Here is a 26,178-nt window from a genome sequence, read left to right on the forward strand (position 1 = left end):
TACGCCGCGTGGTTGGCAGATCAATGTCCAGCGCCTTCGAGTGAACGCTTATCGAGCGTTTTGAGCGCCTGCATCTGCTTGATGGTGCGTTCCATGCCTTCGTTGGAGCCGTCGAAGAACATGACGTTGCCTTTGCCGTGCTCGGAGATGTATTTCATGCCGTCGAGCCACATGGTGAAGAGCATGAAGCCGGGAGGCACTTCGCCGGCCTGCATGGTTTTGCCGGCGTTGGCGAGACCTTCGGCGACTTGCTCGCGGAAGCGGGCGTTGCCGGCACCTTTGAGCTCGGAGGCTTCTTTTTCGGCCTCGGCTTTGACGCGGATGGCACGGGCTTCGGCTTCGGCGGCGCGGGTTTTGATGAGGTATTGGGCCTGGGCTTCGTTTTCGGCGGCCATCTTCATGTTGTTGCTGGAAACGACCTGCGACATGGAGCGCATGATGGCTTCGTCGAAGGAGATGTCGTTGATCTGAAGGTCGAGAAGGTGATAGCCCCAGCTGTTGAGCGCTTCTTCGAGGTGATCCTTCACGGCACCGATGATTTCGGAGCGGAGGACGAGGATTTCGGCCTGCTTTTTGTTCGCCACATAGGAGCGGATGCTGCCTTCGACACTGCGGACGAGGGTCTGCATGAAGCTCTTTTCGTCGATGAAGCGGAAGGCGATCTTCTTGATGGTCTCTTCACCGGCGTCCTGCGCGGAGTACACGATGAGCGATTTGAAGTTCACATAGGCTTGGTCAAGCGAGATGGCTTCGAATTCGAGCTCAATGGACTGGTTCTGCGTGGATATGCTTTTATAAACTCCTTCAAGCAGTGGCAGCTTGAAGTTGAGGCCGGGCAGCATGAGGCGCTGGTATTTGCCGAAGCGGGTGACGACTCCCACATGCCCCTGTTTGATGACAGAGGCGCTGAGGATGATGAGAACGATGAGGATGACGGCGGCGGGGATCATGGGACTTGGTTTTGTTGGATGTTTTTTGGAAAGGCGATGTCTGGAGATGAAATCAGGCGGGGAATTCGGAGGAGTGGTGTTCGAGGATGAACCAGCCGGTTTTTTCCTTTTTGCAGACGAAGGAATAGCGGGCGGGCACGCTGATGAGCTCCTTCTTGCGCTTGAAGGTGAAGACGTATTTGCCGGACTGGATGTAGATGTCCTTGTATTGCCGCACCTCGCCGCTCTCGAACTTCACATGTACGTCCTCCAGCTCGAAGAGGTGCTCGAAGTAGCCTTTGATCTTGTGATGACCTTCACGCAGCTCCTTGGCAAATGTGCCCCAGAGCAGGCCGTTCATGTCGTAACAGCCGACGACGGCGGCCATGCTGTGGTTGTTGATGCCAAAGGCCCAATCGTTGATGAAGTCGGTCAGGTTTTTCTTCTCGGCGGCATTGTGGCTGATGGTGCTGTAGCGCAGGCCGCCGACCTCGTGGTCGCGATGCACGAGCATGGTGTCGGTGCTGCGCGGATCGACGTCTTCGCCAAATTTATGCGTAAACTTTTTCAGGATGTCGATCAGCGGGATGTGGTCGTGGCGGAAGATGACGAAGTTGATGAACAGGTGCACTACGAGCACGATGATCAATGCTTCCATGATGCCCTCGGTGTAGGTCAGGATGCCGCAAAACAGGGCCAGCAGCAGGGCATACATCCCGTGGGACGCGACATGCACCAACCCAGCGATCATCCGCCAACCGGTGAAAACCATCAGCACCGCGAGTGCGAAATAGGGCAGGTGAGTCAGCAGGCCAGGAGAGATCAGGAAGATCGAAAGCACCAATGCGGTGAACAGATTCGAGACCTTGGTGACGGCACCAGCCAAGGCATTCGTGGCGGAGGCCTGAAGGCCGTCGAGGTTTGTCATGCCGCCGAAGAAGCTGGAACCGAGATTGGCCAGCCAGATCGTGAAAAGGCTGTTGTTGGAGTTTGCCGGGCGACCGAGTGGATCAAGTTTTTCGATGGCGGCATTGCTCATCACCTGCTCGATCACATCGATCAAACAAAGCATGAACGCATAGGCGATGATCTCGACCAGCATCTTGGGAGGCAGAACATTGAAGTCTGGAATCGGCATCGCCAGCTTGATGGCTGAAAGCTCAATGTGGAGCATCGGCACCTCCATGTAGATGCCGCAGATGACGCCCAGGGTGATCACGGCGACATACGGAACAGCAGGGAATTTGGCCTTATACTTCCCGAACAGATGCAGGAAGAGAATGAGCGTGGCGAGCGAGAGCCCCATCATTTTGATCCGCTCCATGCTCATCCACTCGTGGCCCTCGCCTAGAATGCCGTAGGTGTAAGGCAAGAACTTGAGCGCCGTCTTGAGTCCGATACCCGCGAGTAGGCCTTCGACCAAATAGACCGGAATCACCTTCATCACGAAGCGCTGAAGATTGTACTTCCACGCCACAGCCTGCATCACAGAGGTGCAGAAAATAAGGAAGGGCATGTTTTCCATGCCGAATTTGTGGACGCAAAACGCCAGCACGGGTGCCAGGCCCGCTGCGACGCCTGGCGTGCCGACGTAGTTGCCAGGTTTGAACAGAAAGGTGACGAAACCGATCACGCAGGCGAAAACCACGGTGAGCAAGCCAGTCTGAATCGGATACTCCGACATCAAACAGATGCCGACCGTGAGCGGCACCGCGACCAGACCGGTGACAGTGCCGGCGAGCGCATCGCGCCGGAGATTTTCGAGCGTGAAGATCGCGGGCTTTTTCGCCTTCTCGGCAATGAGCAGATCGCTCGCCAGCGGTTTTTTGCGCTTCGGTGGATGAGGATGGTAGTCCACCACCGAGGCTGTTGTCGGATGAACGAGGGCGGGTTCGGCAGGGTGAGACATTACTTGGGGATTGGCGTGAAGGACTTGCCCTCAATAACCACCTTCACCCCTCCAAAACCCATCCCCTTGAGAGGGGATAATGCACCCCCGTCAGGGGCTATGCCCCGCTCACGCTTTCACACCGGGCAGCGATTTGCCCTGACGCGGTGTGCCAGCTTGAGCAGGCTTGAACCATTCTTCGTGCGTCTCGTCGATATCGACATGACCGCCGGTTTTCTCGTGGTTTTCACGCCAGCCGTGCAGCGCTTCAAAAGCAGCGTGGTCGATGAAATCGACGGCGAGGTCGATGTCCACCGGATGCCCGGCGGGGATGGTGGAAAGCGCGGCATTCAGCCTAGGCACGGAGGCAAAGGTGAGCGTGCCGCCGATCTGCACATGCCATTTGCCCTCACGCTGCTCCATTTTCACATTGGTGTTCGAAAGTCGGCGCAATAGGAAGAAAACGCTCAGTCCCAGGCCGATGCCGACACCGGCCAGCAGGTTCACACAGGTCACGCCGATCACGGTGGCCCAGTAGATGAGGATTTCGTTGTGCTTCGTGAGCTCTTTGATGTGGTGGAGGTTCACCAGATTGATGCCCACATGCACCAGCAGGCCCGCCAGCACGGCCAGCGGGATGCTTTCGATCAAGCCACCGAGAAACAGCGCGAAGAGCAAAATCCACACGCCATGAAAAATGGCTGACCAGCGGCTGGCACCACCCGCGATGATGTTGGCGGACGAACGCACGATCACGCCCGTGATCGGCAGGCCGCCGAGCAGGCCGGAGACGAGATTGCCCGCGCCTTGCGCACGCAGTTCCTTGTCCAGATTCGAGCGCACACCGCTGTGCAATTTGTCGGTCGCCACGGCGCAAAGCAGAGACTCGATGCTGGCGATGATCGCCACCGTAAGCACCGCCGTGATAAACGGCCCCCAATGCTCTGGCGGGGCGAGTTTGGTCAGCTCAAACGTCTCCGGCATGTCCACACGCTTCACGTCCATTTTCATCACGATGGACACGATGGTGCCTGTGAGCACCGCCACCAGCGGTCCTGGGATGGCTTTGAGTACAGGCGCTTTCAGCTTCTTCCAGACAATGAGGATGGCGATGGTCAGAAAGCCGAGAATCGCCGCCTGCATGTTCACGAGGCTGAGCTGCTTCGGAATGCCGATCAGATTCACCACGGGCGAGCTTTGCGGCGACCCACCCAGCACCACATGGATCTGCGCCAGCGCGATGGAGATGCCGATGCCCGCCAACATGCCGTGCACCACTGATGGCGCGATGATCAGCGCTCCGCGTGCGACTTTGAACCAGCCCATCAAAAGCTGCACCACGCCCGCACAAGCCGTGATCAGACACATCGTTTCCCAGCCAAACTGATGCACCAAACCGGCCACCACGACCGTCAAGCCCGCCGCTGGCCCCGAAACCTGAAGCGGTGATCCCGCAAGCAGCCCTGTGACGATCCCACCCGCAACCGCACCGATGAGCCCCGCAATGATTGGTGCCCCCGAAGCAAAGGCGATGCCCAGCGAAAGCGGCACCGCGACAAGAAAGACGACAAGAGAGGCTGGAAGATCGCGGCGGAGGTTCATGAGAAGGTGGCGCAGGAGGAAAAGGATCGAGTTTAACGTTTTTTAACCCTTTTCGCCATCCCTTGCGCGGGCTATTTCACTCCACCCCGGCTTGGCTGCGTCCTGCCCATCATCACCGGCTCCCCTCCTGTTTCCGCTGTCTGAGGCTGGTGAATCCCTTGTTCGCCGTTGCTTCCTTGCCCGCAGGGCAGTTTCGGCCAGTTTTACCCGTTTCAACTCAGCCAATCGCTGATTTGCATCTGTCCGCCGCAGAAGGAAGAGTGCAGACTCACGTCATCCTGCTTCCCCGACCAGACGTACTCCGACACGCATGCCGTCCACGCCTTTTTCCATCACCCCGGCCCTCCTTGCCCAGCTCGCCGCCATCACCGGCAGCGAATACCATCATGAGCGTGCCCTGATTGCCGTGCAGAACGCGGTGAAGAGGGAGGCCGACACGCTCTCGAAGCTCGTCGCGGCGGCGGCGGAGGTTTACATGCATGTCACGCCGGTGCGGCTGCCGCTGGCCGAGGTCGTATGGCGGGCTCACCACGACATGCCGGTCGTGGTTTGGAGTGCCAAAGAATCCCGCTGGATCGTCATCACTTTCGCGGGCTGGTTTCGTCTGCGCATCGCGGACGGGGAGCATCCCACGCATCGCGTGACGATCAGCCGCGGCGAGCTCGTCGAGCTCCTCGGGCTCAAAAGTGTGAACGAGGTCGTGGAGGCCGGCATCGTGCATCCTGAGCGTCCTGCGCATGAGATGAGCGTGCATGCGGCGGTGGCGCAGGAGGCGCACACGCATGGCGAAGAGGCTGGGAGCGGCCATGGTCATGGCCACGCGATGCATGTGAGTCCGGAGCGGCGCTTCTTCCGTCTTCTGAAGGCCGAACGCGGCGACATCGTCACGCTGCTGATCTTTTCCGTTTTTGCGGGACTGCTCTACCTTGCGGCGCCGCTCGCGGTGGACGCCGTGGTGAGCAATCTGGCCTTCGGCGGGCAATCGCAGCCGTATGTGCAGGCCATCGTGATTCTCGCCTTCGCCTTGTTTGGGGCGCTGGCGCTGCAGGCGGTGGTGAGCGGTTTTCAATACTATATCTCCGATATCATCCAGCGGCGCATCTTTGTTCGCACGGCGGCGGACCTAGCGTATCGCCTGCCGCGTGTGAAGGCGGAGGCGCTCGATGATGTGCACGCGCCGGAGCTGGTGAATCGCTTCCTGGATGTCGTCACCGCGCAGAAGAGCACCTCCCTGCTGTTGCTCGATGGCATCAACCTCGTCTTTGGCAGCCTCATCGGCATGTTGCTGCTCGCTTTGTATCATCCGGTGCTGCTGTTGTTCGTTGGGGTGCTGCTCGTGCTCATCATTGTGATCACCTGGCTGCTCGGTCGCGGCGCGGTGGACACCTCCATCGCCGAGTCGCGCATGAAATACGATGTGGTGAACTGGTTCGAGGAGATCGCCGCCTTCCCGTTCCTCTTCAAAGGCCCCGGCGGCTATGACATGGCCTATGAAAGGGCCAACCAACTCTCCACCGAGTATCTGCGCCGTCGCGCCGGGCACTTCCGCATCGTCATGCGGCAGATGATCGGCCTGCTGGTGCTGAGCGTGCTGGCCAGCGCCACGCTGCTGGTGCTCGGCGGTTGGCTGGTCGTGAGCCAGCAGATCACTCTCGGTCAGCTCGTGGCTTCGGAGCTCATCATGGGCAGCATCGTGGCCTCCCTGGCCAAGATGGGCAAAAAGCTCGAAGCCTGGTATGACGCCATGGCCGCCATGGACAAGCTGGGGCACATCTTTGACCTCGAAATCGAGCGCGAGGACGGTGAGCAACCCGCGAAGCATGAAGGCGGTGCCGAGGTGCGCGGCTGCGAGCTGGCTTTTGGTTACCACGCCACGCTTTTCGACAAAAAGACCTTCACCATTCCCGCGGGCAGCCGCGCGGCCATCGTCGGCCCGCATGGCTCGGGAGCCAGTTCGCTGCTCGACATCCTTTTCGGCCTCCGCCAGCCGGTCGAGGGCCATGTGAGCATCGACGGCCTCGATTTGCGCAGTTGGTATCTCGAGGCGCTTCGCGAGAGTGTGATGCTGCTGCGCCGTGATGAGATCGTGGACGGCACCATCATCGAAAATCTGCGGTTAGGCCGTTCGGATGTTGGTCTCGATGAAATCCGCGCAGCGCTCGAACGTGTCGGCCTGCTCGACGTGCTGCTGCATCGCCCCGAAGGCCTCAATTTGCGTCTGAAGGTCGCCGGTGCGCCGCTCAGCGGCAATCAGCGCACGCGTTTGCTGCTTGCCCGCGCTCTCGTGCAGCGTCCGCGGCTTCTGTTGATCGACGAGCTCTTCGACAGCCTCGACGACGAGTCCTTCAAGCTCCTCGAAACCGCCATCCTCGACCGCTCGCTGCCCTGGACGGTCATCCTCGCCACGCGTGACCATGATGTCACGAAGCGCTGCGACACGATCATTGAGCTTGCCCCTTGTCACTTGAACGACGGCACCTCTTCGGAATCGGAAACTCAACGCCTGCAAAACCGCTCATGAGCCACGCCACCACTTACACAGCGCCTCCGCTGCCCGCGCTGAGCCTTGCCGGCAGCGCGAAGTTCACACGCATCTTCAGCCGCCTGCTGCTGGTCGGCTTCATCGCCTTCGTCATCGGCATTTTGTTTCTGCCGTGGCGGCAGTTTGTGTCCGGTGCCGGCCGCGTGATCGCCTTCAACCCTCTCGACCGCCGCATCAACATCGAGGCGCAGGTCGCCGGCCGCGTGAAGCACCTCCATGTCGTCGAAGGCCAAAAAGTGAAGAAGGGCGAGCTCATCATCGAGATCCAGGACAACGACCCGAACCTCCTCAACAACCTCAAGGCGCAGCGCGAGGCCATCGAAAGCCGTCGCGACTTTGCCAATGGCCGCGTCGAATCGCTCACCGCGCAGATCACGCAGCAAGAGCTCGCCAAGGCGCAGGCCATCGATGGCGCGGAGCAGCGTGTGGCCGCCGCGAAGATCGCCGCGGAGACCTCGCAGTTGAACTACAACCGCACCAAGGACCTGTTTGAGAAGAAACTCGAGTCGCAGCGCAATTTCGAACTCGCCACGCTCTCGCGAGACTCCACCATCGCCGAGCTGAGATCTGCCGAAGCCGCGCTGAAGCGCACCAGCAACGATTTCGATGCCACCATCGCCTCCACGCATGCATCAAAAGGCACCGCCTTGAGTGAAGTGGCCACCGCTGAGCGCGATCTCTCCGCCATCGACATCCAGATCAATCAAAACCTCCGCCAGGTCGTCGAATCGCCCCGCGATGGCATCGTGCTGAACGTCGCCGCCACCGATGGCACCTACTTGAGGCCCGGCTCGCTCATCTGCGTCATCATTCCAGAGACCGACAGCCGCTTTGTCGAGATCATGGTCGATGGCAACGACATGCCGCTCATCCAGCCGCGCAAAGACGGCCAGCCCGGCAGTCCGGTGCGTCTCGCCTTTGAAGGCTGGCCCGCCGTGCAGATGATCGGCTGGCCGCAGCTCGCCATCGGCACGTTTGGTGGCGAGGTCGTCTTCGTAGATGCCACGGATGATGGCAGTGGCAAATTCCGCGTCGTGGTCGGTCCCGCAGATGACATCGTCGATCGCGGCGATGGCAAAGGCCCCGTCACCGTCGGCTGGCCGGACAAAGACCGCTGGCTCCGCCAAGGTGCCCGTGCAAATGGATGGGTCATGCTGAACCAGGTGCCCCTCTGGTTTGAACTCTGGCGTCAAATCAACGGCTTCCCGCCCATCGTCAGTAACAAGGACGGCAAACTCGATCCCACGAAGAAATGACAAACCAAGTGCTCAGTGCTCAGTCCTCAGTGCTCCGTCGCTTCGCGGCCTGGGTTCTTCTGTTTTCGTCATTCCTCATTCGTCATTCATCATTTGCCGCGAAGCCGCTTCTTCTCCCCGAAGTCCTCGCTTCCGTCCAAAGCCAATACCCGCCTTTTCTCGCCGCCTTGATCGAACAAGACATCGCGAACGGTCGCGTGCGGCAGGCGCAGGGCGCGTTTGACCTCAATTTGAATGCCGGTGGCTCGATGAACCTCGCGGGCTATTACGATGGACGCACTGGTTATGCCATGCTGGAGCAGCCGCTGCCGTTTTGGGGTGGTAGCGTGTATGGCGGCTACCGTTTGAGCAGCGGCTTCCTGCCGAATTACAACAAAGACCGCACCGGCGTCGATGGCGAGGGCGTGCTCGGCTTTCGCGTCCCGCTTCTGCGTGATGGCACCATCGACCGCCGCCGCGCCTCGCTGTGGCAGGCGCAGATCGACCAGGAACTCGCCGATCCGATCATCCTTCGTCAGTATCTCGACTTCATCCGCGCAGGGACCATCAGCTACTACACCTGGGTGGCCAGCGGACAGCGCCTCGCGCTCGCTGAGGAGCTCTTTCGCATCGCCAAAGACCGCGACAGCGCCATTGCGGAGCAAGTGAAGAAAGGCGCCAGCGCCCCAATCGTGCAGGTGGACAATCAGCGCCTCGTCGTCAGCCGCGAAATCGCCACCGTGCAGGCTTTGAGGCGCTTTCAGGCCGCTGCCATCGAGCTCTCGCTCTTCTTCCGCACGAAGGACAAGGCCGAGCCCATCATTGCCGAGCGCAATCGTGTGCCAGCAGCCTTCCCGCCGCATCCGCGCCTCGATGAAAGCCAGCTCACGGCCGACATCGCCAAGGCCGCTGTGTTTCGTCCCGAAATCCGTCGCATCGAGCTCCTTGTCGAAAGGGTCGAGATCGACCGCAGGCTCGCCAAGAACAACCTGCTGCCCAATCTCGATCTCGGCGTCGAAGCCGGTCAATTCCTCGGCGGCAATCGCCCCAAGGACATCGAGCGAAATGAGATCGAGGCCAAGATGGAGTTCAAACTGCCCCTTCAACGCCGCGACGCCCAGGGACGCATCGACATCGCTGACGCCACTATCGAGCGCCTGAACAACGACAAGCGTTTCGCCCGCGACCGCATCACCGCCGATGTGCGTGATGCCTACAGCGCCCTCATCGCCGCGTATGACGCTCTTAAGATGACCCGCAGAAACGTCGAACTCGCCCGTGAACTCGAAAAAGCCGAGAACGAGCGCCTCCAGCAAGGCGCGACGGATTTGCTCGCGCTTCAAATTCGCGAACAAGCCACCTTTGATGCCCAGGTCCTCGAAGTGGAGGCCCAGGCGGACTATTTCCGCGCTCAGGCGAACTACCGCGCCGCGATTGCCGCGGATGCGCCGAGTAAATTGACGCGTTGAGAAGGGACTGAAGAGACCGAAGGTGCCGATTCTCAGCCGTTCGCTGATGGCGTGCGCTGGATGAACACAGCATGGTTCGAACTCTTCGCGACTGCCTTGCAGCGTCGTGGAGATCGAAATGCAAGTCCAGCGCAGCCGCTGCGGCGTAGTTTGCCCGCCTTGTGCCATTCCCCCCACTCATGAAAAAAGCCCTCTTCACCCTCTTCTTCGCCACCTCGCTCACTTTATCCGCTCAAACCACCACCACATCGCGCTCCGTCGATCTCATCGACCCCGCGGCGTTCGGGTTCGGTCGGCCGGGTTACATGGTGGACACGACGTTCATCGACACGCAGGACTTCGCGAACCGCCCGGGCGGGCTCGACTTCATGGAGGTGCGCACGATTTTGCCGCTGTGGACGAAGAAGGTGAACGCGCTGCGGATCAGCGCCTCGTTGAGCTACAATCTGAGCGAACTCGACTTCAATGGATTCCTCGGTTTGCAACGCGAGACCCTGCACACGCTGGAGGCGCAGGTGAGCCTGTTTTGGCGGCCGGAGCAGTCGAAGTGGTGGGGCCTCGGCTTTGTCACGCCGGGCATCGGCACGGATTTCCAAGGGCTGTCTTGGGATGACTTTGAGGTCTCGGGCCTCGGGCTGCTCGGTTATCGCTTCACGGACACCTTCAGCCTCGCGGGTGGCTTCTTCGCGCAATACGGCGCACAAGAGGGCATGATCGTGCCGGCGCTGGGTTTCATCTGGAAGCCTGGTCCCTTCATCGTGCAGGTCACGCCTCCCTTTGTCGTGCTCGGCTGGCGGGCGACGGATCGCGTGACGCTGAGCCTCAGCGCCTACCCGAGCGGTGGTTCGTGGGATGTGGAGGACCCGAATGTGAACCGCGTGGAGCTCAATGGCTGGCAGACGGCGGCCTCGGTGATTTATCAGGCCACGGACCGCTTTTCCGTCTCGCTGCGTGCCGGTATGAATGTCGGCGGCGAGCTTGAACTTCGCGATGGGAACAACAACGTGCTGGCGAATGAAACGCTGCAGTCCGCGCCTTTCGGGGCGCTGAACCTGCGCTGGCAGTTTTGATCCCACTTTCCTCACCGCATGGCCCCCGCGCTCCCTGACGAAGCCCGCTTCCGACTGCTCGTCGAGAACATCGGCGATGTGCTGTGGTTCAAGGAGCTGAATCCGGCTCGCTTCACCTATGTGAGCCCGGCCTTTGAGCGCATCTGGGGCCGCGGCTTGGCGGAGTTGCAGCGCAAACCGGGCCTGTGGGAGGAGGGCATTCATCCAGAGGACAGGCCCGCGGTGCGCCAGGCGCTGCGGGCGTGGTTCAGCGGTGAAAAGCCAGACTACGAGGTGCTTTATCGCGTCATCGGAAAGAAAGGCGAGGTGCGCTGGCTGGCGGATCGCGGCATCATTCTCGGCCGCAAGAACGGCAAGCCGTATCAGATCGGCGGCATCGCTCGCGATGTCACCGAGCATCAAGCGGCGGATGCCACGCGCAAACGTCTCGCCGCCGTGGTGGAGAACTCCGACGACGCCATCATCACGCTCGACCTCGATGGCGTGATCCAGACGTGGAATGCCGGCGCGGAGCGCATCTTCCAATACAGCGCGAAGGAAGCCGTCGGGCGCAATGTGAGCTTCCTTCGACCGCTGGAAGCGGCGGATGATGAAGCTGTGTTTCGCCGTCACATCCGCCAAGGCAAACGCATCGACCACTACGAGACGCATCGCGTGCGCAAGGATGGCCGCGTGATCGACATCTCGGTGTCCATCTCACCTTTGAATGACTCCGCCGGACGCATCACCGGCTTCTCGAAGATCTCGCGTGACATCACCGAGCGAAATGTGGACCGGCGCATGTTTGATCAACTGCTCGAGTCCGCGCCGGATGGTTTCGTTATTTTGAATGCCGAGGGCGTCGTGCGCATGGCCAATGCACGCACCGAGGTGCTCTTTGGCATGCCGCGGAAAAAAATCATCGGGGCGGCTTTTGAATCGCTGCTGCCTGCGGAGGACCGGAATCGCTTCACCGCGTGCCGACGCGAGTTTTTGCGCCAGCCAGGCCGATCGGAGAAATTTCGTGGCATGCATTTGGAGGGCCTGCGGCATCGCGGCGGGCCGTTTCCGATGGAGATCAGCCTCAGCCAGGTCGAGACGCCGGAAGGACCGCTCATCATCATCGACATCACGGACATCACCGAGCGCAAAGAGGCGGAGCAGACCATCCGCGAGCTGAATGCGGAGCTCGAGCAGCGTGTGCAGGAGCGCACTGCCGCGCTCACCGAGCAGATCGCCGCTCGGCTGCGGCTGGAGGAAGAATTACTGAACATCAGCGAACGCGAGCAGCGCCGCATCGGTCAGGATTTGCACGATGATCTAGGCCAGCAACTCGCGGGTGCGTGGATGATGGCTGATGTGCTCCAGCGCATGCTCGAGGCTGAAAAATCACCGCGCCATGCCGAGGCGAAAAAGATCGGCGGCCTGCTGCAAAAAGCGCTCGCCCACACGCGCGGCCTTGCACGCGGTCTGCATCCCGTCGCGCCTGAGCAGGGTGGTTTTGCGAAGGCGCTCGAAACACTCGCGGCACAATCAGGCGAGCTGTTTCGCGTGAAGTGCCTCTTTGAATGCGTGGAGGAGCCGCCCATCGACGACGAGGCCATCAGCACGCATCTTTATCGCATCGCGCAGGAGGCTGTGAGCAATGCCGTGAAGCACGGCGCGGCCAAAAAAGTGCTCATTCGCCTCACGCGGGCTGCTTTGACCATCACCGACGATGGCGGCGGCCTGCGCGAGCCTTTGCAAAGCGAAGGCATGGGCATGCGCATCATGCGCTACCGTGCCGAGATGGCCGGCGGCACGCTCAGCGTGTGCAACGGCCGCCGTAAAGGAGTCATTGTCACCTGCCAGTTTCACCCCACCACTCACCATGCCGAAGAAAAACCCGCCCAACGACGCTCCCGCCAAAAAACGCGTCCTCATCGTCGATGATCATCCGATCTTCCGCGCCGGTTTGACCGGCCTCGTGAACCTGGAGGCCGAACTCACCGTGTGCGGCGAGGCCAACGATGCCGCGCAGGCCATGCAGGCTGTCGAAAAGCTGCATCCCGACCTCGTTTTGCTCGATATGAGCCTCCCCGGCAAAGGCGGTCTCGAATTGCTCAAAGACATCCGCGCCATCGCACCGCAAATGCCTGTGCTCATCATCTCCATGCACGACGAAACGCTTTATGCAGAGCGTGTGATCAAAGCGGGTGGTCGCGGCTACATCATGAAGCAGGAAGGACCGGAGAAGATCGTGCAAGCCATCCGCAAGGTGCTCGGCGGCAGCATTTCCGTCAGCGAGCGCATTGCCGCGCAGATCCTCGATGCCATGTCCGGCAGCAAAGGCGGCACGAGCAGCTCTGTCAGCACGCTCACGGATCGCGAGTTCGAGGTGTATCGCCTTCTCGGCCAGGGCAAGGAGCCGCACGAGATCGCCCGCACGCTGCATCTCAGCATCAAGACGGTGGACACCCACCGCGCCCACATCCGCCAAAAGCTCGGCCTGCGAAACGCCACCGAGCTCATCCACCACGCCACGCGCTGGACGGCGGAGCAGGGATGACTTCAAACGCTTTCGTTGCTTGCACGTTCCGATCCGCGCCGCACCATCATCGCATGAAAACGTTGTTCACCATCCTCTGCATGCCCCTGCTGCTATCTTCGTGCGCTGCTCCGGCCGTCAAAGACAAGCCCGCCGACGTAGCCGAGGTCGTTCGCTGCAATGGCTGTGGTCGTGCCATCACCAGTCCCAAGGACCTGCGCGGCGAGATGTGCTCGATGTGCGACTGGCGTCTCGGCGCGGATATCGGCTGGCCGTGAGCCTGACGCGGCTTCGTCCAATTGCTGAGCTCTCCTTCGGCAGCCTGCGCATTGGCGAGGTGGTCGATGAAGAGGATGCATCAGCGTATGCCGACTCCTTTTCCATGGCCTGAGCCGCCGCCGCCATCGTGTCCCGTCCTCAAACTGCTCCAAGGGCAAACCGCGCTCGTCACCGGTGCCTCGTCCGGCATTGGCCGTGCCATCGCTATCGCGTTGGGTCATGCGGGAGCGAATGTGGTCGTGAATTTCTTTGGCCAGCCGGACAAGGCGCTCGAAGTGGCCGAGGAGGTGAGGCGTTGCGGCTCGCGGGCCATCGCCGTGCCGGCGGATGTGTCTGATTCGCAGCAGGTGCGCGTCATGTTTGAGCGCGCGGTGGCGGAGTTTGGCCGTCTCGACATCCTCGTAAACAACGCGGGCATCCAGCTCGATGCCGCGTTTGAGGATCTCACGCTCGAGCAGTGGCAGCGGGTGATGGATGTGAACCTCACGGGGCCTTTTTTGTGCTGCCAGGAGGCCGTGCGGCTCTTCAAAAAGCAGGGCATCGACCCCGCGCTGTCCTGCGCCGCGGGAAAAATCATCTGCATCAGCTCCGTGCATGAGGTCATCCCCTGGGCCGGTCATGTGAACTACGCCGCGTCAAAGGGTGGCCTCATGCTGCTGATGAAAAGCCTCGCGCAGGAGGTGGCCCCGCGCCGCGTCCGCGTGAACAGCATCGCCCCCGGTGCCATCCGCACGCCCATCAACACCGCCGCGTGGAGCACCCGCGAGGCCTACGACGCGCTGCTCACGCTCATCCCGCAAAAGCGCATCGGCGAGGCCGAAGAGATCGGCCGGGCCGCCGTGTGGCTGGCCTCCGATCAAAGCGACTACGTACACGGCATCACGCTCTTCGTCGATGGCGGCATGACTCTCTATCCCGGCTTCGAGACGGGCGGATAGCGATGACAACCACACGTCTCACCCAACCTCAACCAACCCAACCCCAACCATGAAAACATGCAAAACGCTCCTCATCGTCGGCTGCGGCCTCGCGCTCGCCTCGTGCAGTCACCAGAACCTCTCTCCGACTGCCTGTGCACCGGCTGCCCCGCTCACCTGGGACACCGGCCCGGCCATGTGGTGAACCGGTCAGTTCAGTGAGTGACATCAGCGGCATCATCCTTCGGGGTGATGCCGTTCGATTAAAGACTACCTTGCAAAAGCCGTTCAAACCACATGAAAACGCCGCCCTTGCTAGCCTTCGGTTGCATTCTGGCACTTGCCCTCACGTCATGCAGCCACAGCCCGACTGAGGTGATCGACCACGAAGCGGTCATCCAACCAGAAACGTCTTTGGATCAAAGCACGTCAGGTGGCGAGATGGTCCATCGCGGCATTTTTGGCTCCACAGACCGTCGTTGCGACGAATATCGCTGGCACAACGATTGGAGCCTGTAGCTCAATTCACGGAGAAACTGCATGGACTGCGGCAGCCTGCTGCCGCTTTCGTGTGTGGCAGCCCTGCTGCCGGGGGATGGCTGTGATTTGAAAAGAAGACGACCTTACACCCATCGACGGCCAGCAGGCTGGCATCTTAAAAGCGGCAGCAGGCTGCCGCAGTCCATGTCTCGCTAAGCCGTTCACTGAGGGCCTCGAAAGCCGTCTCCTCATTGTCGAACCGGCGTCGCGACTGACTTTCACGACCTGAAAATGCCAACCCACCTCACCGCCGAACATCAGCGCCTTCTGGAAGATAAAAACCGTGCCGCTAACTGGAAGCGGTGGGGGCCTTATCTGTCGGAACGGCAGTGGGGCACGGTGCGGGAGGATTATTCGGAGAAGGGCGAGGCGTGGCGGAGCTTTCCGCATGAGCATGCGAGGTCGCGGGCGTATCGCTGGGGCGAGGACGGGCTGCTGGGCATCACGGACCGGCAATGCCGCGTGTGCTTCGCGCTGGCGCTTTGGAATCATCGCGATCCGATTTTGAAGGAGCGGCTGTTCGGACTCAGCGGGCCGGAGGGGAATCACGGGGAGGATGTGAAGGAGCTGTACTACTACCTCGACTCCACGCCGACGCATTCTTACCTGAAGGCGCTCTACAAATACCCGCAGGCCGAGTTTCCGTATGCGCAGCTGGTGGAGGAGAACCGGCGGCGTGGGCTGCGGGATGCGGAGTTCGATCTGACGGACACGGGCGTGTTTGATGACGGACGCTACTTCGATGTGTTCGTGGAGTATGCGAAGGCAGGGCCGGAGGACATCGCCATCCGCGTGACGATTCACAATCGCGGTTCGGAGGCCGCGTCACTCGATGTGCTGCCGACGGTTTGGTTTCGCAATGTGTGGTCGTGGCAAAAAGGATCGGTGAAGCCCTGCCTGAGCCTGGATGGCGAGGTGTTGGAGATCGACCATCGCGGGCTGGAATCGGATCTGGTGGAGGATTTGGGCCTGTACAAGCTCCACGCGGCTGCCGCGAGCGATGGAACGGCTCCGCAGTGGCTTTTCACCGAAAACGAGACGAATCACGAAAAGCTCTTCGGATCTCCCAACGCGTCGAAATTCACCAAAGATGCCTTTCATCGCCATGTGATCGAAAAAGAGGCCGGAGCGGTCAATCCGGCCCAAACGGGCACGAAGGCCGCAGCACATTATTCGATGGTAATTCCGGCTGGAGGCTCGGTGACGATGGATTTGAGGCTTTGCGGGGAAAAATTGGCAACAGAATGGGGGCAACAGAATGAATCTGAATTCTGCTGCCCCCATTCTGCTGCCATTTCTGAGTTGTTTGCTAACCGGGTCCATGAGGCGGATGCGTTTTATGCGAACATCGTCGAAGCGAATCCTTCTCATGCACAGATCCAGCGGCAGGCGCATGCGGGGCTGCTGTGGACGAAGCAGTTTTATCAGTATGTCGTGCAGGACTGGCTGGAGGGTGATGCGGCTTATCCGCCGCCGCCGGAGGCGCGTTGGGATGGGCGGAATCGGAATTGGAGGCACTTGTTTGCCCGCGACATCCTCTCGATGCCGGACAAGTGGGAGTATCCGTGGTTCGCGGCCTGGGACACGGCGTTTCACATGCTGCCGTTTGCGGAGACGGACCCGGATTTCGCGAAGGAGCAGATGCTGCTGTTTCTACGCGAGTGGTACATGCATCCAAACGGCCAGATCCCGGCCTACGAGTGGAAATTCAGCGATGTGAACCCGCCGGTGCATGCCTGGGCCTGCTGGCGCATTTACAAGATCACCGCGCCGCATGGTGAACGGGATCGCGAGTTCCTGGAGCGCTGCTTTCAGAAGCTGCTGCTCAATTTCACCTGGTGGGTGAACCGCAAGGACAGCGAGGGGCGGAATCTTTTCGCGGGCGGCTTCCTCGGCCTGGATAACATCGGCATCTTTGACCGCAGCACCGCTTTGCCGCACGGGCAGCGGCTGGAGCAGGCCGATGGCACGGCGTGGATGTCCTTTTATGCGCTGACGATGCTGAACATGGCCCTGGAACTGGCGCAGCGGCCGGATGGCAGTGTGAACACGGCCTACGAGGACATGGCGTCGAAGTTCTTCGAGCACTTTGTGCAGATCGCGGATGCGATGAACACGCTCGGCGGCCAGGGTCTGTGGGACCAGCAGGACGGCTTCTACTACGATCAGATCCTCGATGATGGAAACCCGCCGCTGCCGCTGCGCACGCGTTCATTGGTCGGTCTGCTGCCGCTCATCGCGGTGGAGTTGCTCGACGAGCAGCGCATCGCGGCGCTGCCGGGGTTCAAAAAGCGCATGGACTGGTTCCTGGCACATCGCAGCGATCTCGCGGTGCACGTGAGCTACTGCCGGCGCGGCGGAGCGCATGGTCACCGGTTGCTGGCGCTGCCTTCACGCGAGCGTTTGAAGCGCCTGCTGGCTTACTTGCTCGATGAGCGGGAGTTTCTCTCGCCCTTCGGCATCCGCTCGCTCTCGCGTTACCATGAGGCGAATCCGTTTGAGCTGCATGTGCAGGGCGAGCACAAAACTGTGCGCTACGTGCCGGGCGAGAGCGACAGCCACATGTTTGGCGGGAACTCGAACTGGCGCGGCCCGGTGTGGTTTCCCATCACCTATCTGCTCATCGAGGCGCTGGAGCGTTACCATCATTTCTATGGCGATGAGCTCACCGTGGAGCTGCCGACGGGCAGCGGAAAACATGTGACCTTGCTCGAAGCCTCGCGCGAGATCGCCCGCCGCATGACGCGGTTGTTTGAGCCGGATGAAAACGGCCACCGCCCCTGCCACGGCGGTGATTCTCGCTACGCGAGCGATCCCGCCTGGCGTGATCTGATTCTCTTCCACGAGTTTTTCCACGCCGATACCGGCCGCGGCTGCGGTGCCTCGCACCAGACCGGCTGGACGGCGCTGGTGGCTCGCTTGATCCGCAAACGCTGAACCTTCTCACCCAATCCCTTCTCATGAAATGGTCCTTCAAACTCGGTCGCTTCCTCGGCATCGACGTCTTCGTTCACTTCACCTTCCTCATCGTGCTGGCGATTGTCGGTATCGCGCACTGGCTGCCGCAGGGCAGTCTCGTGCAGGCGTTTTGGGGCATGGTGTTCTTTGCGCTGCTCTTTCTGTGCGTGCTGCTGCATGAGTATGGTCATGCGTTGATGGCGCGGCGCTTTGGCGTGGGCACGCGTGACATCACGCTGCTGCCGATTGGCGGCGTGGCGCGGCTGGAGCGCATCCCGGAGAAGCCTTCGCAGGAGTTGCTCGTGGCGCTGGCAGGTCCGGCGGTGAATGTGGTGATCGCTCTCGGCCTCGCCGCGTGGCTCACGCTGGCGCAGGCCTGGGAGCCCGTGAGTGCTCTCGGCATCGCGGAAGGAGGCCTGATCGAGCGTCTGCTGGCGGTGAACATCGGCCTCGTGCTCTTCAATTTGCTGCCGGCCTTCCCGATGGACGGCGGACGCGTGCTGCGGGCGGTTTTGGCCATGAAGATGGATTACGCCCGTGCCACGAGCATCGCCGCGACGGTGGGCAAAGGCATGGCGATCGTGTTTGCGATGGCCGGGCTGATCTACAATCCGATGCTGATCCTCATCGCGGTGTTTGTGTGGTCTGGCGCAGCGCAGGAGGCCTCGATGGCGCAGGTGCGTGCGGTGGTGTCCGGTGCCTGCGTGCGCGAGGCGATGGTGACGCGCTTTCACACCGTGCCCGCCAGCGCCACGCTGCAGGATCTGGCCGCTCTGATGCTCTCTGGAGCCCAGCATGACTATCCGGTGATGAAGCGTGAGCGCATCATCGGCATGCTGGCGCATGCAGATATCCTGGATGCCATGCGCCACCGCCCGATGGACACCACCGCAGGCGAGATCATGCGCGAGGATTTTGCCACCGTGGAAGAGGCTGAGCTGCTCGATGACATCCTGCAACGCGAGCGCGAGGACCCGTCGCTGGCGCTTCCAGTCATGAATCATGGCATGCTCACCGGCCTGCTGACGAATGAGAACCTCCATGAATACATCATCATTCGCGAGGCCACCGGCTCCAGCGGCCACCACGACGTGTGGAGGCGCGGTGTGCGCGTCATTCGCGTGCAGGACGCCACATGACGGGACCTCATCCGCTTGCTGAAGAGGGCTGCGAGAAGCTGCGCATGGCGGCGCCCGATGCGTGGGCTCAGCATGCGATTCATGAATTCGGACCTCGCTCCCATCCGTCAGCCTGCCGGCTTTTCCATTCGCTCAAAGTCCCGCATTCCCGTGGTGGCCGTGCATGACGGCGCGGGCTCCGCAGCACGTGTGCAGCTCGCCAGGGAGCAGATGCAGCGCCTGCTCGGCGGCAATCAGCGCGTGCAGTTTTACTCGTGGGCGTTTCACCACCTGGAGGCGCTGGATGTGCGGGCCATGGCTGGACACGTCGCGGAGGTCTCGCCGCTCATTTTGCTCGCCAGTCTTCATGGACGCCCGCCGGAGCATGTGGAGCGCTGGCTGGATCATAGCCTCGTGGAGCAGCAGGATGAGCGGGCATTGCTTGTGGCGCTCGAGGATGGTGATGGGCCGCTGTGTGCCTTTACCAGCCGTCTCGCCGCCCGCTGGTCCACGCGGCATGTGTGCGCCACGCAGCTCGATGCGGACCCGCAGCGGGATCTGGTTCTCAATGCCATCGAGAAATGCCTGGAAGCGGAAGCTCCCCTCGCAGGTGCGGAGCCAAACGACGAGCCAGAAACATCTCCCACCCCCAAAAGCATGCCCGCTGCCTATGCGGACCCGCCGGTGATCATCACCGCGCCGCATCTGCGCGAGGAGATCCGCATGCGTGCCTATCACCTCTGGCTGCATGCGGGCCGTCCGCATGGTCAGGAGCTCGATTTCTGGCTGGGGGCGGAGCGGGAGTTTCTCAAACACCAGTCCAGCGCCGTGGCGGCTGCGCCGGAGCACTGGTGAGGCCATCTCAGCCGTTTGCTGATATGCGCGAGGTGAGGCTGCCCATTGGAGCCCCGATGTTCGCATGGCAGCATCTCAATGTTCTAAAGAATCACCATGAACTCACGACTTCATCCGCTTGCATATTCTCTTTTGGCGTTGCGCTCATGCTCGATGGACAACACGCAGCTTTTCGTACCACGCGAAGGCGAAGAGCTGAACCCACGTCACAGCGACTGGCATGGGATACCCCTCACTTGCTAGCGCTGTCACCCCTCTGACGGGAGCCGTGCGTGTGTCCAAATAAACCCCTGGCCATGCCTCCCCGGACACACCGCGGCTCCCGTTGGAAACTCCTTCCCACCCACACACCCTCATGATCATCCAACTCGACTGGTTCGGCTGCGACCCTCGCTCAAAATGGGAATCTCAAATCCATCAGACGCTGGAGCAATTCTCCACCCTCAAGACCATCTCACGTGCCCAGGTGCGCATCGAGCAGCTCTCGCAGCAGACGCCGCCGTATCATCTCTCCGTGATGCTCAGCGTCCCTGGCCCGGATGTGCTCGCACGTTCCGCAGGCCACACCTTTGACGAGGCCCTGCTGAAGCTCACCGCCTCCGTGCGCAAAACACTCACCATGCGTGCCATGAAAATGCGCGAGCTTGATGCCGCGCCGCGTGGTGTGAAGGCCGGGCACCGCGGCTGATTAAATTCGGACTCTCCACCAACCAAACCATGAAACTCAATTTTGGCCGAACGGCTCTCGCTGCAATCGGTGCCTCGGCCTTTCTATCAACAATGTCGAACGCATCTCAGGCTGGAATGGATGTTCATGAACGAGCGGCTGCTCCCCTCAACCGTGTTGAACTGCACAGGCTCGAGGAGATTGCCGATCGCGTTGAGTCGATGATGTCGGGCTCAAGATCTGTTGCCACGCGTGTGTGGCCTCACGCCGTGCGTGACGCAAAGGGGCGCCTGGGCATTTTCATCGGTAGCAGCCAGCCGTTGTTCGATGATCAAGATGCTCAAGTCGCACAGTATCGTGAGGCATGGGTCGTTTTTGGACTTGTGGCTGCGGTCAAGTATTGTGAGGGAAGCCAGGTCGGCCACATCGGGTTCACGGACTTGAGGGGGATGTTTGCCGAGCAGTGGTATTACGATCTGGACATGGCGACCGCACGGGAAGTTCATCGTATGCTCACGCATGGCTTCATTCAGCCCGCCGTCGCTTTCAGGATGATAAGCTCAGCCTGGCAGAAGGTGACGGTCAATCATCAACTCGCAGTGCGATGAAAAACCGCCGCCAGCCCACGACAAAACTTCCTGCCTCGGTGGAGCAATCGCCTGGCGGTGATGGGAATGCACGCGGCTTTCGCAGGTCATGCGTGCCGTCGTTTCTGAATTTCATCTTTCATCTTCCACCCTATGCGCCCGCTCCTGCTTTCGCTCTTTTTCCTCCTTCCCAGCCTCCACGCTGCCGTCGGTGATCCGCAGCTCGCCACCGATCATCCGTGGTATCCGGGCGAGCTCGCGATGTCCTCGTTTGACCGCCTCGCGGCCACGCAGTGGTCGCAGTATGTGAGGACCACGGGCGAGGACAAAGACAGCGATCATCACAAGGCGCTCGCTGCGTGGTTCTTCCGCAACACCCACTACGCCCACGGCGAGGAGGGAAAAGAAAACCTGTGGGGCAAAGGTTTCGCCAATGGCTCGCAGCATGCCACACGCGAATATTGGACCGGCCTCTTCGCGCATGGCTTCGGCCTCTGCGGCACCACACATGCGCAATGGACCGCCGAGCTGGATGCGCTGCTCGGCCCCTGCCGCAGCCGTGTCACCGGCACGCACGGCCACAACAGCTTCGAGGTCTTCCTCAAAGGCGGTGTGTATGGCGACGGCCGCTGGGGCATGCTCGATCACGATCTCTCCACCGTTATCTATGATGCCATGGGCACCTCATTGCTCGAGCTGAGCACCATCTCGCAGCACCATGAGCGCTTCGCGAGGCGCGATTACCATCCCGAGCGGCAAAAAGGCTGGCTCATCTGCGGCTTGCACAAGGACGACGGTGCCTCCTACGCCGCCTTCAACAGCGCGGAGTATCGCGCCGGTTACGCGGGGCCTCCGCCCATCGTGCAGCTTCGCAAAGGTGAAAGCCTCCGCCGCTGGTTCGAGCCCGGACTCGCGGATGGCAAGACCTTCGTCTTCTGGGGCCGCAATCCCATGACCAAGGGCATCCCCGGCCCCGAACGCTCCCGCACCTGGGTGAATCAGCCCGAAAAGATGCACGGCTCGCAAAACGGCACGCCGCACATCGAGGGCCAAGCTCGCTATGGCAACGCCGTGTATCACTGGCAGCCCGATTTCGTCGAAGGCGTCGTCAGCAGCGATGAAAAACACGTCACGCTCGAGTTCTTCACGCCCTACATCATCGGGGCCACGCCGCCGGATGAAAGCGAGTGGGGCATCTACAAGCCCGGCGGCAAAAACGGCCTCGTTTTGCGCGGCAGCGCCACCTGCGCCGTCGCCGTCTCCACCGATGGCGGCACGTCTTGGCATGAAGCGGGCACCTTCAAAGACGGCCTCGACCTCACCGACCACGTCAAAGGCCACCGCCAGTATCATCTGCGCCTCCACGCCTCCGCCGACGACCTCCAAAAAGCCGCCATCACTCTCACCACCGTCTGCCAGGCCAATCCCGCCACCTTCCCGCGTCTCAAAGACAACGGCGCGCTCATCGTGCATGAGGCCAGCGGACGCGGCATCGTCAGCTACGGCCCGAACAAGCAGCAAGCTGCCCCGCGCATCATCGAAGGCGCATTTGATTCGCCCAAAGTCACGCTCGAATTCAAAACACCGCGTGGAGAAAGCATCCACGGCATCCACGCCGCCGCGCAGGTCGCCTCCAGCAATCCACCCAGCCCGGACATCGCCTATCACATCGACTACTCACTCGATGGCGGCCAAAAATGGTCCCCGCTCCTCAAAGACGGCCGCATCCATCGTCGCGGAGCCGAGCCGAAGGACTTCTGGTCGCAGTCCATGTGGAGCGCCGCGCTCGACACACCTGAAAACACCGCCAGCACAGTCCGCGTGCGCTTTCACAACACCGGCGGCAAGCGCTACCTCCGCGCCGAAGGCCATCTGCTCTATTCCGTCAGCGGCAGCACTTCGAAAGTCACCTTCGCCTGGACCGACAGCACCGGCGAGCAGCAGCAAACCAAACTCCTCGACCGTCGAGAGAGCTGGCAAATCCCCACCCGCGCCGCAGTGAAGACCCGCTGGGTCGAGATCGCTCATCCATAGCTCTGAGAAGAAGATTGATGGACAAGAAAATTTCCCGAGCTTCTCTGAACCGTGTTTTCTTGCCAAAACCAAACCAACTCTTTCCTCACGCAGCCACTTCATGCCCCTCCACGCCATCAGCACCACGCTCGTCGAGCATTGCGAACTCTGCCACAGCACGCACTTCACCGAAGTGGCGAGCAAAGACCGCGATGGGCAGCCGCTGCGTAGCGTGATCTGTGAAAACTGCGGCCTTGTCTTCTCCGATCCACGGCCCAACACCACCCAGATCGACGACTTTTACCGCGAAGGCTATCGCGTGGCCTACAAACAGGCCTGGCAGCCGCGGCTGAAGCACACTTATCGTGCTGGCCGCGTCGCGCAGGGCCGCATGCGTCATCTCATGCCGCTGCTCGTTCCTGGATCGAGTGTGCTCGACTTCGGCTCCGGCGGCGGTGAACTCGTCTTCATCCTGCGTGAGCTCGGACATGACGCACGCGGCATCGAGCCAAACATCGGCTACGCCGAATACTCGCGTGATGTGCTCGGCATCCCCGTGCAGATCGGCGGCTTCGCCGAGGCACGCGTGCAGCCATGCAGTCTCCATCTCGTCACCCTCTTCCACGTCGCCGAGCATCTCGAGCATCCGGTGGAGGCCTTCAAACAGGCCGCCCAATGGCTGCGCGTGGGTGGCAAGCTCTACATTGAGGTGCCAAACGTCGAAAGCCGCTGCATCTGGCCCTCCAGCCGGTTCCATCAGGCACATCTCTACAACTTCAACGCCGCCACGCTCGCTCAGGCAGGACGCCGTGCGGGCCTCAATGTCGTCACTACCTTCACCTCCGAGGACGGCGGCAATGTGACTGCCGTCTTTGAAAAGCCCGAGACGTCCGTCGAGGCCGCGCCCTCGCCGCTTGCCGACAATGCGGATCGCATCGCCCGCATCCTCCGCGATCACACCGCGCTCGCGCATGCCTTCACCGCGCATCCTTACACACGCCCCATCCAAAAACTCCGCCGCCAATGGGACGAGCGCCAGGCCATCGCCCGCTTTACCGATGGCAAAACGCTCCTCCAGCATCTCGCCCGCGAGATCGAACATCCGCATCGCCACGCCCTGGGCTCCCAAGCGAGCGTGAACCTTCTCGAAGTCGCATGATGCCATTTTCGCCATGCAGCCATCACCTGCCTACATCGCGCTGAACCGCGCCACCTTTGGTCCCACCGCCGAAGAAATCGCCCGCGTCGAAAGCATCGGCTGGAGTGCGTGGGTCGAGGAGCAGCTCAAACCGGATGCATCGGCCAAAGACGACGCGGTGAAGCGCATCGCCTCCCACAAGCTCGAAATCGAATACGAGCACGAGGGCATGATGGCACCCGCGATGATGATGAAGGCCGAAAAGCCCGCCATGATGGCCGCGGAGGCTCCCGACGGCAAAAAGCCCGAAAAACAGAAGTTCAAGGTGAAGGAGAAACGCGGCCTCACCGCGCTCGACAAGCCGCTGGAGCAGCTTTTCCGCGTCCAGCGCCAAGACGACTATCCATATCAGGAAGTCGAGCGCTGCTCCTTCGAGGTCGAGGTCGCCACGCTCATCCGCGCCTGCTATTCCAAATGGCAGGTGAAGGAGCTGCTCGTCGATTTCTGGCACAACCACTTCAACGTCAACATCGACGCGCATGACACCATCCGCGCCGTCTGGCCAGCGTATGATCGCGATGTCATCCGGCGGCATGCGCTCGGCAATTTCCGCGAGATGCTGCAAGCCGTCGCGCAGGGCCTGCCGATGCTGTATTACCTCAACAACCGCAGCAGCAAGGCCAGTCCCGCGAACGAAAACTACGCCCGCGAGCTCTTCGAACTGCACACGCTCGGCGCGGAGCACTATTTGAATCACCTGCACAAAAAATGGCGCGAGGTGCCCGGCGCTCTCGAAGGCAAAGCGGATGGTTTCATCGATCAGGATGTGTATGAGGCCGCGCGGGCCTTCACTGGCTGGACGGCTGCAGACGGCGAGTATTACGACGATGGCAAGCGCTTCCCCGAGACCGGTGGCTTTCACTACCACGCGCCCTGGCATGATCCGTATCAAAAACGCGTGCTCGGCGTCGAGCTGGAGGCCAATCAACCGCCGCTCGCCGATGGCATGGCCGTGCTCGACCTCGCCGCCTTCCATCCCGGCACCGCCATTTACTTGAGCCGCAAACTCTGCCGTCGCTTCATCGCTGATGAGCCGAACGAAGACCTCGTCAAACGCGTCGCCAAGGTGTGGACCGAGCACGCAAAGTCGCCCGATCAAATCGCGCACGTCATGCGCGAGATTTTGCTCTCGCCGGAGATGCAGGGCGGCTTTGGGCAAAAGACCAAGCGCCCGCTGGAGTTCATCTGCGGCTTCATCCGCGCCACCGGGGCTGATTTGCGACCCGAGGGCGATTTCCTCTGGCGGCTCGGCGAGTGCGGCCAGCGTCTTTTCATGTGGGGACCGCCCACCGGCCATCCCGACACCGCCGACTACTGGCAGAGCCCGAATAGCCTGCTCAAACGCTGGAAATTCGCCCGCGACCTCGCCACCGGCGGCTTCGATGGCGACGTCGTGCGTATGAACCTCCTCCGCAGCACGCCGCCAGATAAAAAGACCTGGCAGGAAGTCGCCGAGCACTGGCTCGACCGCCTCGCGCCCGGCCTTCTCGAGCCTCACACGCGCGAAGAACTCACCCAATGGTTCCGCGAATACGACGACGGCAAGCCCGCCCACCACGATCCCGACGCCGAGATCACCCTCGACGAATCCGACCTCGCCGAGCACCTCGGCGAATTCACCGCCCTCATCGCCGCCACGCCGGAGTATCAACTCCGCTGATCCAACCAACATCTCACCCTCTCATGAGCACCCGGATCATCGATAGAAGAATGGGGACAAGAGAATCCAAAACCAGTCATTCTTCTATCCCCATTCTCTCGTCCAAAAAGCACGCCACAACTGCACTGACGGCGATCTCCAAATC

Annotated in this window: 21 protein-coding genes; 18 read left to right on the forward strand and 3 right to left on the reverse strand. The window is 61.2% G+C overall.

Going from position 1 to position 26,178, the window contains the following annotated elements; translation table 11 throughout:
- Positions 1-20 precede the first annotated feature (20 nt).
- The 3 genes from ACILSE_RS16250 to ACILSE_RS16260 all read right to left on the reverse strand — a co-directional run bounded on the left by ACILSE_RS16250 (position 21) and on the right by ACILSE_RS16260 (position 4,419).
- A complete protein-coding gene (locus ACILSE_RS16250; RefSeq protein ID WP_395718469.1) occupies positions 21-950 on the reverse strand; it encodes an SPFH domain-containing protein in 930 nt (309 codons plus the stop codon).
- Positions 951-1,002: 52 nt separating this feature from the next.
- Positions 1,003-2,838: a SulP family inorganic anion transporter gene (locus ACILSE_RS16255; protein WP_395718470.1), complete on the reverse strand. Its 1,836-nt coding sequence runs from the start codon at positions 2,836-2,838 to the stop codon at positions 1,003-1,005.
- Between the two features lie 108 nt (positions 2,839-2,946).
- Positions 2,947-4,419 carry a SulP family inorganic anion transporter gene (locus tag ACILSE_RS16260; RefSeq protein ID WP_395718471.1) on the reverse strand — a complete coding sequence of 491 codons (1,473 nt, stop codon included), beginning with the start codon at positions 4,417-4,419 and terminating at the stop codon, positions 2,947-2,949.
- Between the two features lie 310 nt (positions 4,420-4,729).
- Between ACILSE_RS16260 and ACILSE_RS16265 the strand changes: the two genes are divergently transcribed.
- The 18 genes from ACILSE_RS16265 (at position 4,730) to ACILSE_RS16350 (ending at position 26,033) form a co-directional block, all read left to right on the forward strand.
- Positions 4,730-6,940 (forward strand): peptidase domain-containing ABC transporter, encoded by a 2,211-nt coding sequence (locus ACILSE_RS16265; RefSeq protein ID WP_395718472.1) that lies wholly within the window; start codon positions 4,730-4,732, stop codon positions 6,938-6,940.
- Positions 6,937-8,217, forward strand: a complete 1,281-nt coding sequence (locus tag ACILSE_RS16270; RefSeq protein WP_395718473.1) for an HlyD family secretion protein — start codon at positions 6,937-6,939, stop codon at positions 8,215-8,217. Before ACILSE_RS16265 ends, ACILSE_RS16270 begins: the two co-directional genes overlap by 4 nt.
- Positions 8,214-9,665 carry a TolC family protein gene (locus ACILSE_RS16275; protein ID WP_395718474.1) on the forward strand — a complete coding sequence of 484 codons (1,452 nt, stop codon included), beginning with the start codon at positions 8,214-8,216 and terminating at the stop codon, positions 9,663-9,665. The genes ACILSE_RS16270 and ACILSE_RS16275 overlap by 4 nt, the downstream gene beginning before the upstream one ends.
- A 179-nt stretch (positions 9,666-9,844) precedes the next feature.
- Complete coding sequence (locus ACILSE_RS16280) at positions 9,845-10,735, forward strand: DUF6268 family outer membrane beta-barrel protein (protein WP_395718475.1); 891 nt, start codon at positions 9,845-9,847, stop codon at positions 10,733-10,735.
- Positions 10,736-10,753: 18 nt separating this feature from the next.
- The gene (locus tag ACILSE_RS16285) at positions 10,754-12,646 is read left to right on the forward strand and encodes a PAS domain S-box protein (RefSeq protein ID WP_395718476.1); all 1,893 of its coding nucleotides are present in this window, start codon (positions 10,754-10,756) and stop codon (positions 12,644-12,646) included.
- Positions 12,585-13,262, forward strand: coding sequence for a response regulator (locus ACILSE_RS16290; RefSeq protein WP_395718477.1), 678 nt, complete (start codon positions 12,585-12,587; stop codon positions 13,260-13,262). The genes ACILSE_RS16285 and ACILSE_RS16290 overlap by 62 nt, the downstream gene beginning before the upstream one ends.
- Positions 13,263-13,315: 53 nt before the next feature.
- Positions 13,316-13,519: a hypothetical protein gene (locus ACILSE_RS16295; protein ID WP_395718478.1), complete on the forward strand. Its 204-nt coding sequence runs from the start codon at positions 13,316-13,318 to the stop codon at positions 13,517-13,519.
- A gap of 87 nt (positions 13,520-13,606) precedes the next feature.
- Positions 13,607-14,458: an SDR family oxidoreductase gene (locus tag ACILSE_RS16300; RefSeq protein WP_395718479.1), complete on the forward strand. Its 852-nt coding sequence runs from the start codon at positions 13,607-13,609 to the stop codon at positions 14,456-14,458.
- Between the two features lie 49 nt (positions 14,459-14,507).
- Positions 14,508-14,642, forward strand: a complete 135-nt coding sequence (locus tag ACILSE_RS16305) for a hypothetical protein (RefSeq protein WP_395718480.1) — start codon at positions 14,508-14,510, stop codon at positions 14,640-14,642.
- Between the two features lie 92 nt (positions 14,643-14,734).
- Complete coding sequence (locus ACILSE_RS16310; protein ID WP_395718481.1) at positions 14,735-14,956, forward strand: hypothetical protein; 222 nt, start codon at positions 14,735-14,737, stop codon at positions 14,954-14,956.
- A gap of 252 nt (positions 14,957-15,208) precedes the next feature.
- Positions 15,209-17,914: an MGH1-like glycoside hydrolase domain-containing protein gene (locus ACILSE_RS16315; RefSeq protein ID WP_395718482.1), complete on the forward strand. Its 2,706-nt coding sequence runs from the start codon at positions 15,209-15,211 to the stop codon at positions 17,912-17,914.
- Between the two features lie 23 nt (positions 17,915-17,937).
- Positions 17,938-19,074 (forward strand): site-2 protease family protein, encoded by a 1,137-nt coding sequence (locus tag ACILSE_RS16320; RefSeq protein ID WP_395718483.1) that lies wholly within the window; start codon positions 17,938-17,940, stop codon positions 19,072-19,074.
- A gap of 81 nt (positions 19,075-19,155) precedes the next feature.
- Entirely contained in the window at positions 19,156-19,908 is a 753-nt protein-coding gene (locus ACILSE_RS16325; RefSeq protein ID WP_395718484.1) for a DUF2934 domain-containing protein, read from the forward strand.
- A gap of 355 nt (positions 19,909-20,263) precedes the next feature.
- On the forward strand, positions 20,264-20,596 hold the full coding sequence (locus ACILSE_RS16330) for a hypothetical protein (protein WP_395718485.1): 333 nt from the start codon (positions 20,264-20,266) through the stop codon (positions 20,594-20,596).
- A 29-nt stretch (positions 20,597-20,625) separates the two neighbouring features.
- Positions 20,626-21,183: a hypothetical protein gene (locus tag ACILSE_RS16335; RefSeq protein WP_395718486.1), complete on the forward strand. Its 558-nt coding sequence runs from the start codon at positions 20,626-20,628 to the stop codon at positions 21,181-21,183.
- Positions 21,184-21,315: 132 nt separating this feature from the next.
- Positions 21,316-23,196: a hypothetical protein gene (locus ACILSE_RS16340; protein WP_395718487.1), complete on the forward strand. Its 1,881-nt coding sequence runs from the start codon at positions 21,316-21,318 to the stop codon at positions 23,194-23,196.
- Between the two features lie 100 nt (positions 23,197-23,296).
- Positions 23,297-24,334 carry a class I SAM-dependent methyltransferase gene (locus ACILSE_RS16345; RefSeq protein ID WP_395718488.1) on the forward strand — a complete coding sequence of 346 codons (1,038 nt, stop codon included), beginning with the start codon at positions 23,297-23,299 and terminating at the stop codon, positions 24,332-24,334.
- A 13-nt stretch (positions 24,335-24,347) separates the two neighbouring features.
- Positions 24,348-26,033 (forward strand): DUF1800 domain-containing protein, encoded by a 1,686-nt coding sequence (locus tag ACILSE_RS16350; RefSeq protein ID WP_395718489.1) that lies wholly within the window; start codon positions 24,348-24,350, stop codon positions 26,031-26,033.
- The last annotated feature ends 145 nt before the right edge of the window (positions 26,034-26,178 follow it).

Origin of the sequence: Prosthecobacter sp. (assembly GCF_044236155.1) — a bacterium.
In the GTDB taxonomy this organism is placed as follows: Bacteria; Verrucomicrobiota; Verrucomicrobiia; order Verrucomicrobiales; family Verrucomicrobiaceae; genus Prosthecobacter.

Excerpts from the sequence above, each read along its gene's own strand:
- ACILSE_RS16250 (WP_395718469.1), bottom strand. The coding sequence starts at position 950 with ATGATCCCCGCCGCCGTCATCCTCATCGTTCTCATCATCCTCAGCGCC.
- ACILSE_RS16255 (WP_395718470.1), bottom strand. The coding sequence starts at position 2,838 with ATGTCTCACCCTGCCGAACCCGCCCTCGTTCATCCGACAACAGCCTCG.
- ACILSE_RS16260 (WP_395718471.1), bottom strand. The coding sequence starts at position 4,419 with ATGAACCTCCGCCGCGATCTTCCAGCCTCTCTTGTCGTCTTTCTTGTC.
- ACILSE_RS16265 (WP_395718472.1), top strand. The coding sequence starts at position 4,730 with ATGCCGTCCACGCCTTTTTCCATCACCCCGGCCCTCCTTGCCCAGCTC.
- ACILSE_RS16270 (WP_395718473.1), top strand. The coding sequence starts at position 6,937 with ATGAGCCACGCCACCACTTACACAGCGCCTCCGCTGCCCGCGCTGAGC.
- ACILSE_RS16275 (WP_395718474.1), top strand. The coding sequence starts at position 8,214 with ATGACAAACCAAGTGCTCAGTGCTCAGTCCTCAGTGCTCCGTCGCTTC.
- ACILSE_RS16280 (WP_395718475.1), top strand. The coding sequence starts at position 9,845 with ATGAAAAAAGCCCTCTTCACCCTCTTCTTCGCCACCTCGCTCACTTTA.
- ACILSE_RS16285 (WP_395718476.1), top strand. The coding sequence starts at position 10,754 with ATGGCCCCCGCGCTCCCTGACGAAGCCCGCTTCCGACTGCTCGTCGAG.
- ACILSE_RS16290 (WP_395718477.1), top strand. The coding sequence starts at position 12,585 with ATGCCGAAGAAAAACCCGCCCAACGACGCTCCCGCCAAAAAACGCGTC.
- ACILSE_RS16295 (WP_395718478.1), top strand. The coding sequence starts at position 13,316 with ATGAAAACGTTGTTCACCATCCTCTGCATGCCCCTGCTGCTATCTTCG.
- ACILSE_RS16300 (WP_395718479.1), top strand. The coding sequence starts at position 13,607 with ATGCCGACTCCTTTTCCATGGCCTGAGCCGCCGCCGCCATCGTGTCCC.
- ACILSE_RS16305 (WP_395718480.1), top strand. The coding sequence starts at position 14,508 with ATGAAAACATGCAAAACGCTCCTCATCGTCGGCTGCGGCCTCGCGCTC.
- ACILSE_RS16310 (WP_395718481.1), top strand. The coding sequence starts at position 14,735 with ATGAAAACGCCGCCCTTGCTAGCCTTCGGTTGCATTCTGGCACTTGCC.
- ACILSE_RS16315 (WP_395718482.1), top strand. The coding sequence starts at position 15,209 with ATGCCAACCCACCTCACCGCCGAACATCAGCGCCTTCTGGAAGATAAA.
- ACILSE_RS16320 (WP_395718483.1), top strand. The coding sequence starts at position 17,938 with ATGAAATGGTCCTTCAAACTCGGTCGCTTCCTCGGCATCGACGTCTTC.
- ACILSE_RS16325 (WP_395718484.1), top strand. The coding sequence starts at position 19,156 with ATGAATTCGGACCTCGCTCCCATCCGTCAGCCTGCCGGCTTTTCCATT.
- ACILSE_RS16330 (WP_395718485.1), top strand. The coding sequence starts at position 20,264 with ATGATCATCCAACTCGACTGGTTCGGCTGCGACCCTCGCTCAAAATGG.
- ACILSE_RS16335 (WP_395718486.1), top strand. The coding sequence starts at position 20,626 with ATGAAACTCAATTTTGGCCGAACGGCTCTCGCTGCAATCGGTGCCTCG.
- ACILSE_RS16340 (WP_395718487.1), top strand. The coding sequence starts at position 21,316 with ATGCGCCCGCTCCTGCTTTCGCTCTTTTTCCTCCTTCCCAGCCTCCAC.
- ACILSE_RS16345 (WP_395718488.1), top strand. The coding sequence starts at position 23,297 with ATGCCCCTCCACGCCATCAGCACCACGCTCGTCGAGCATTGCGAACTC.
- ACILSE_RS16350 (WP_395718489.1), top strand. The coding sequence starts at position 24,348 with ATGCAGCCATCACCTGCCTACATCGCGCTGAACCGCGCCACCTTTGGT.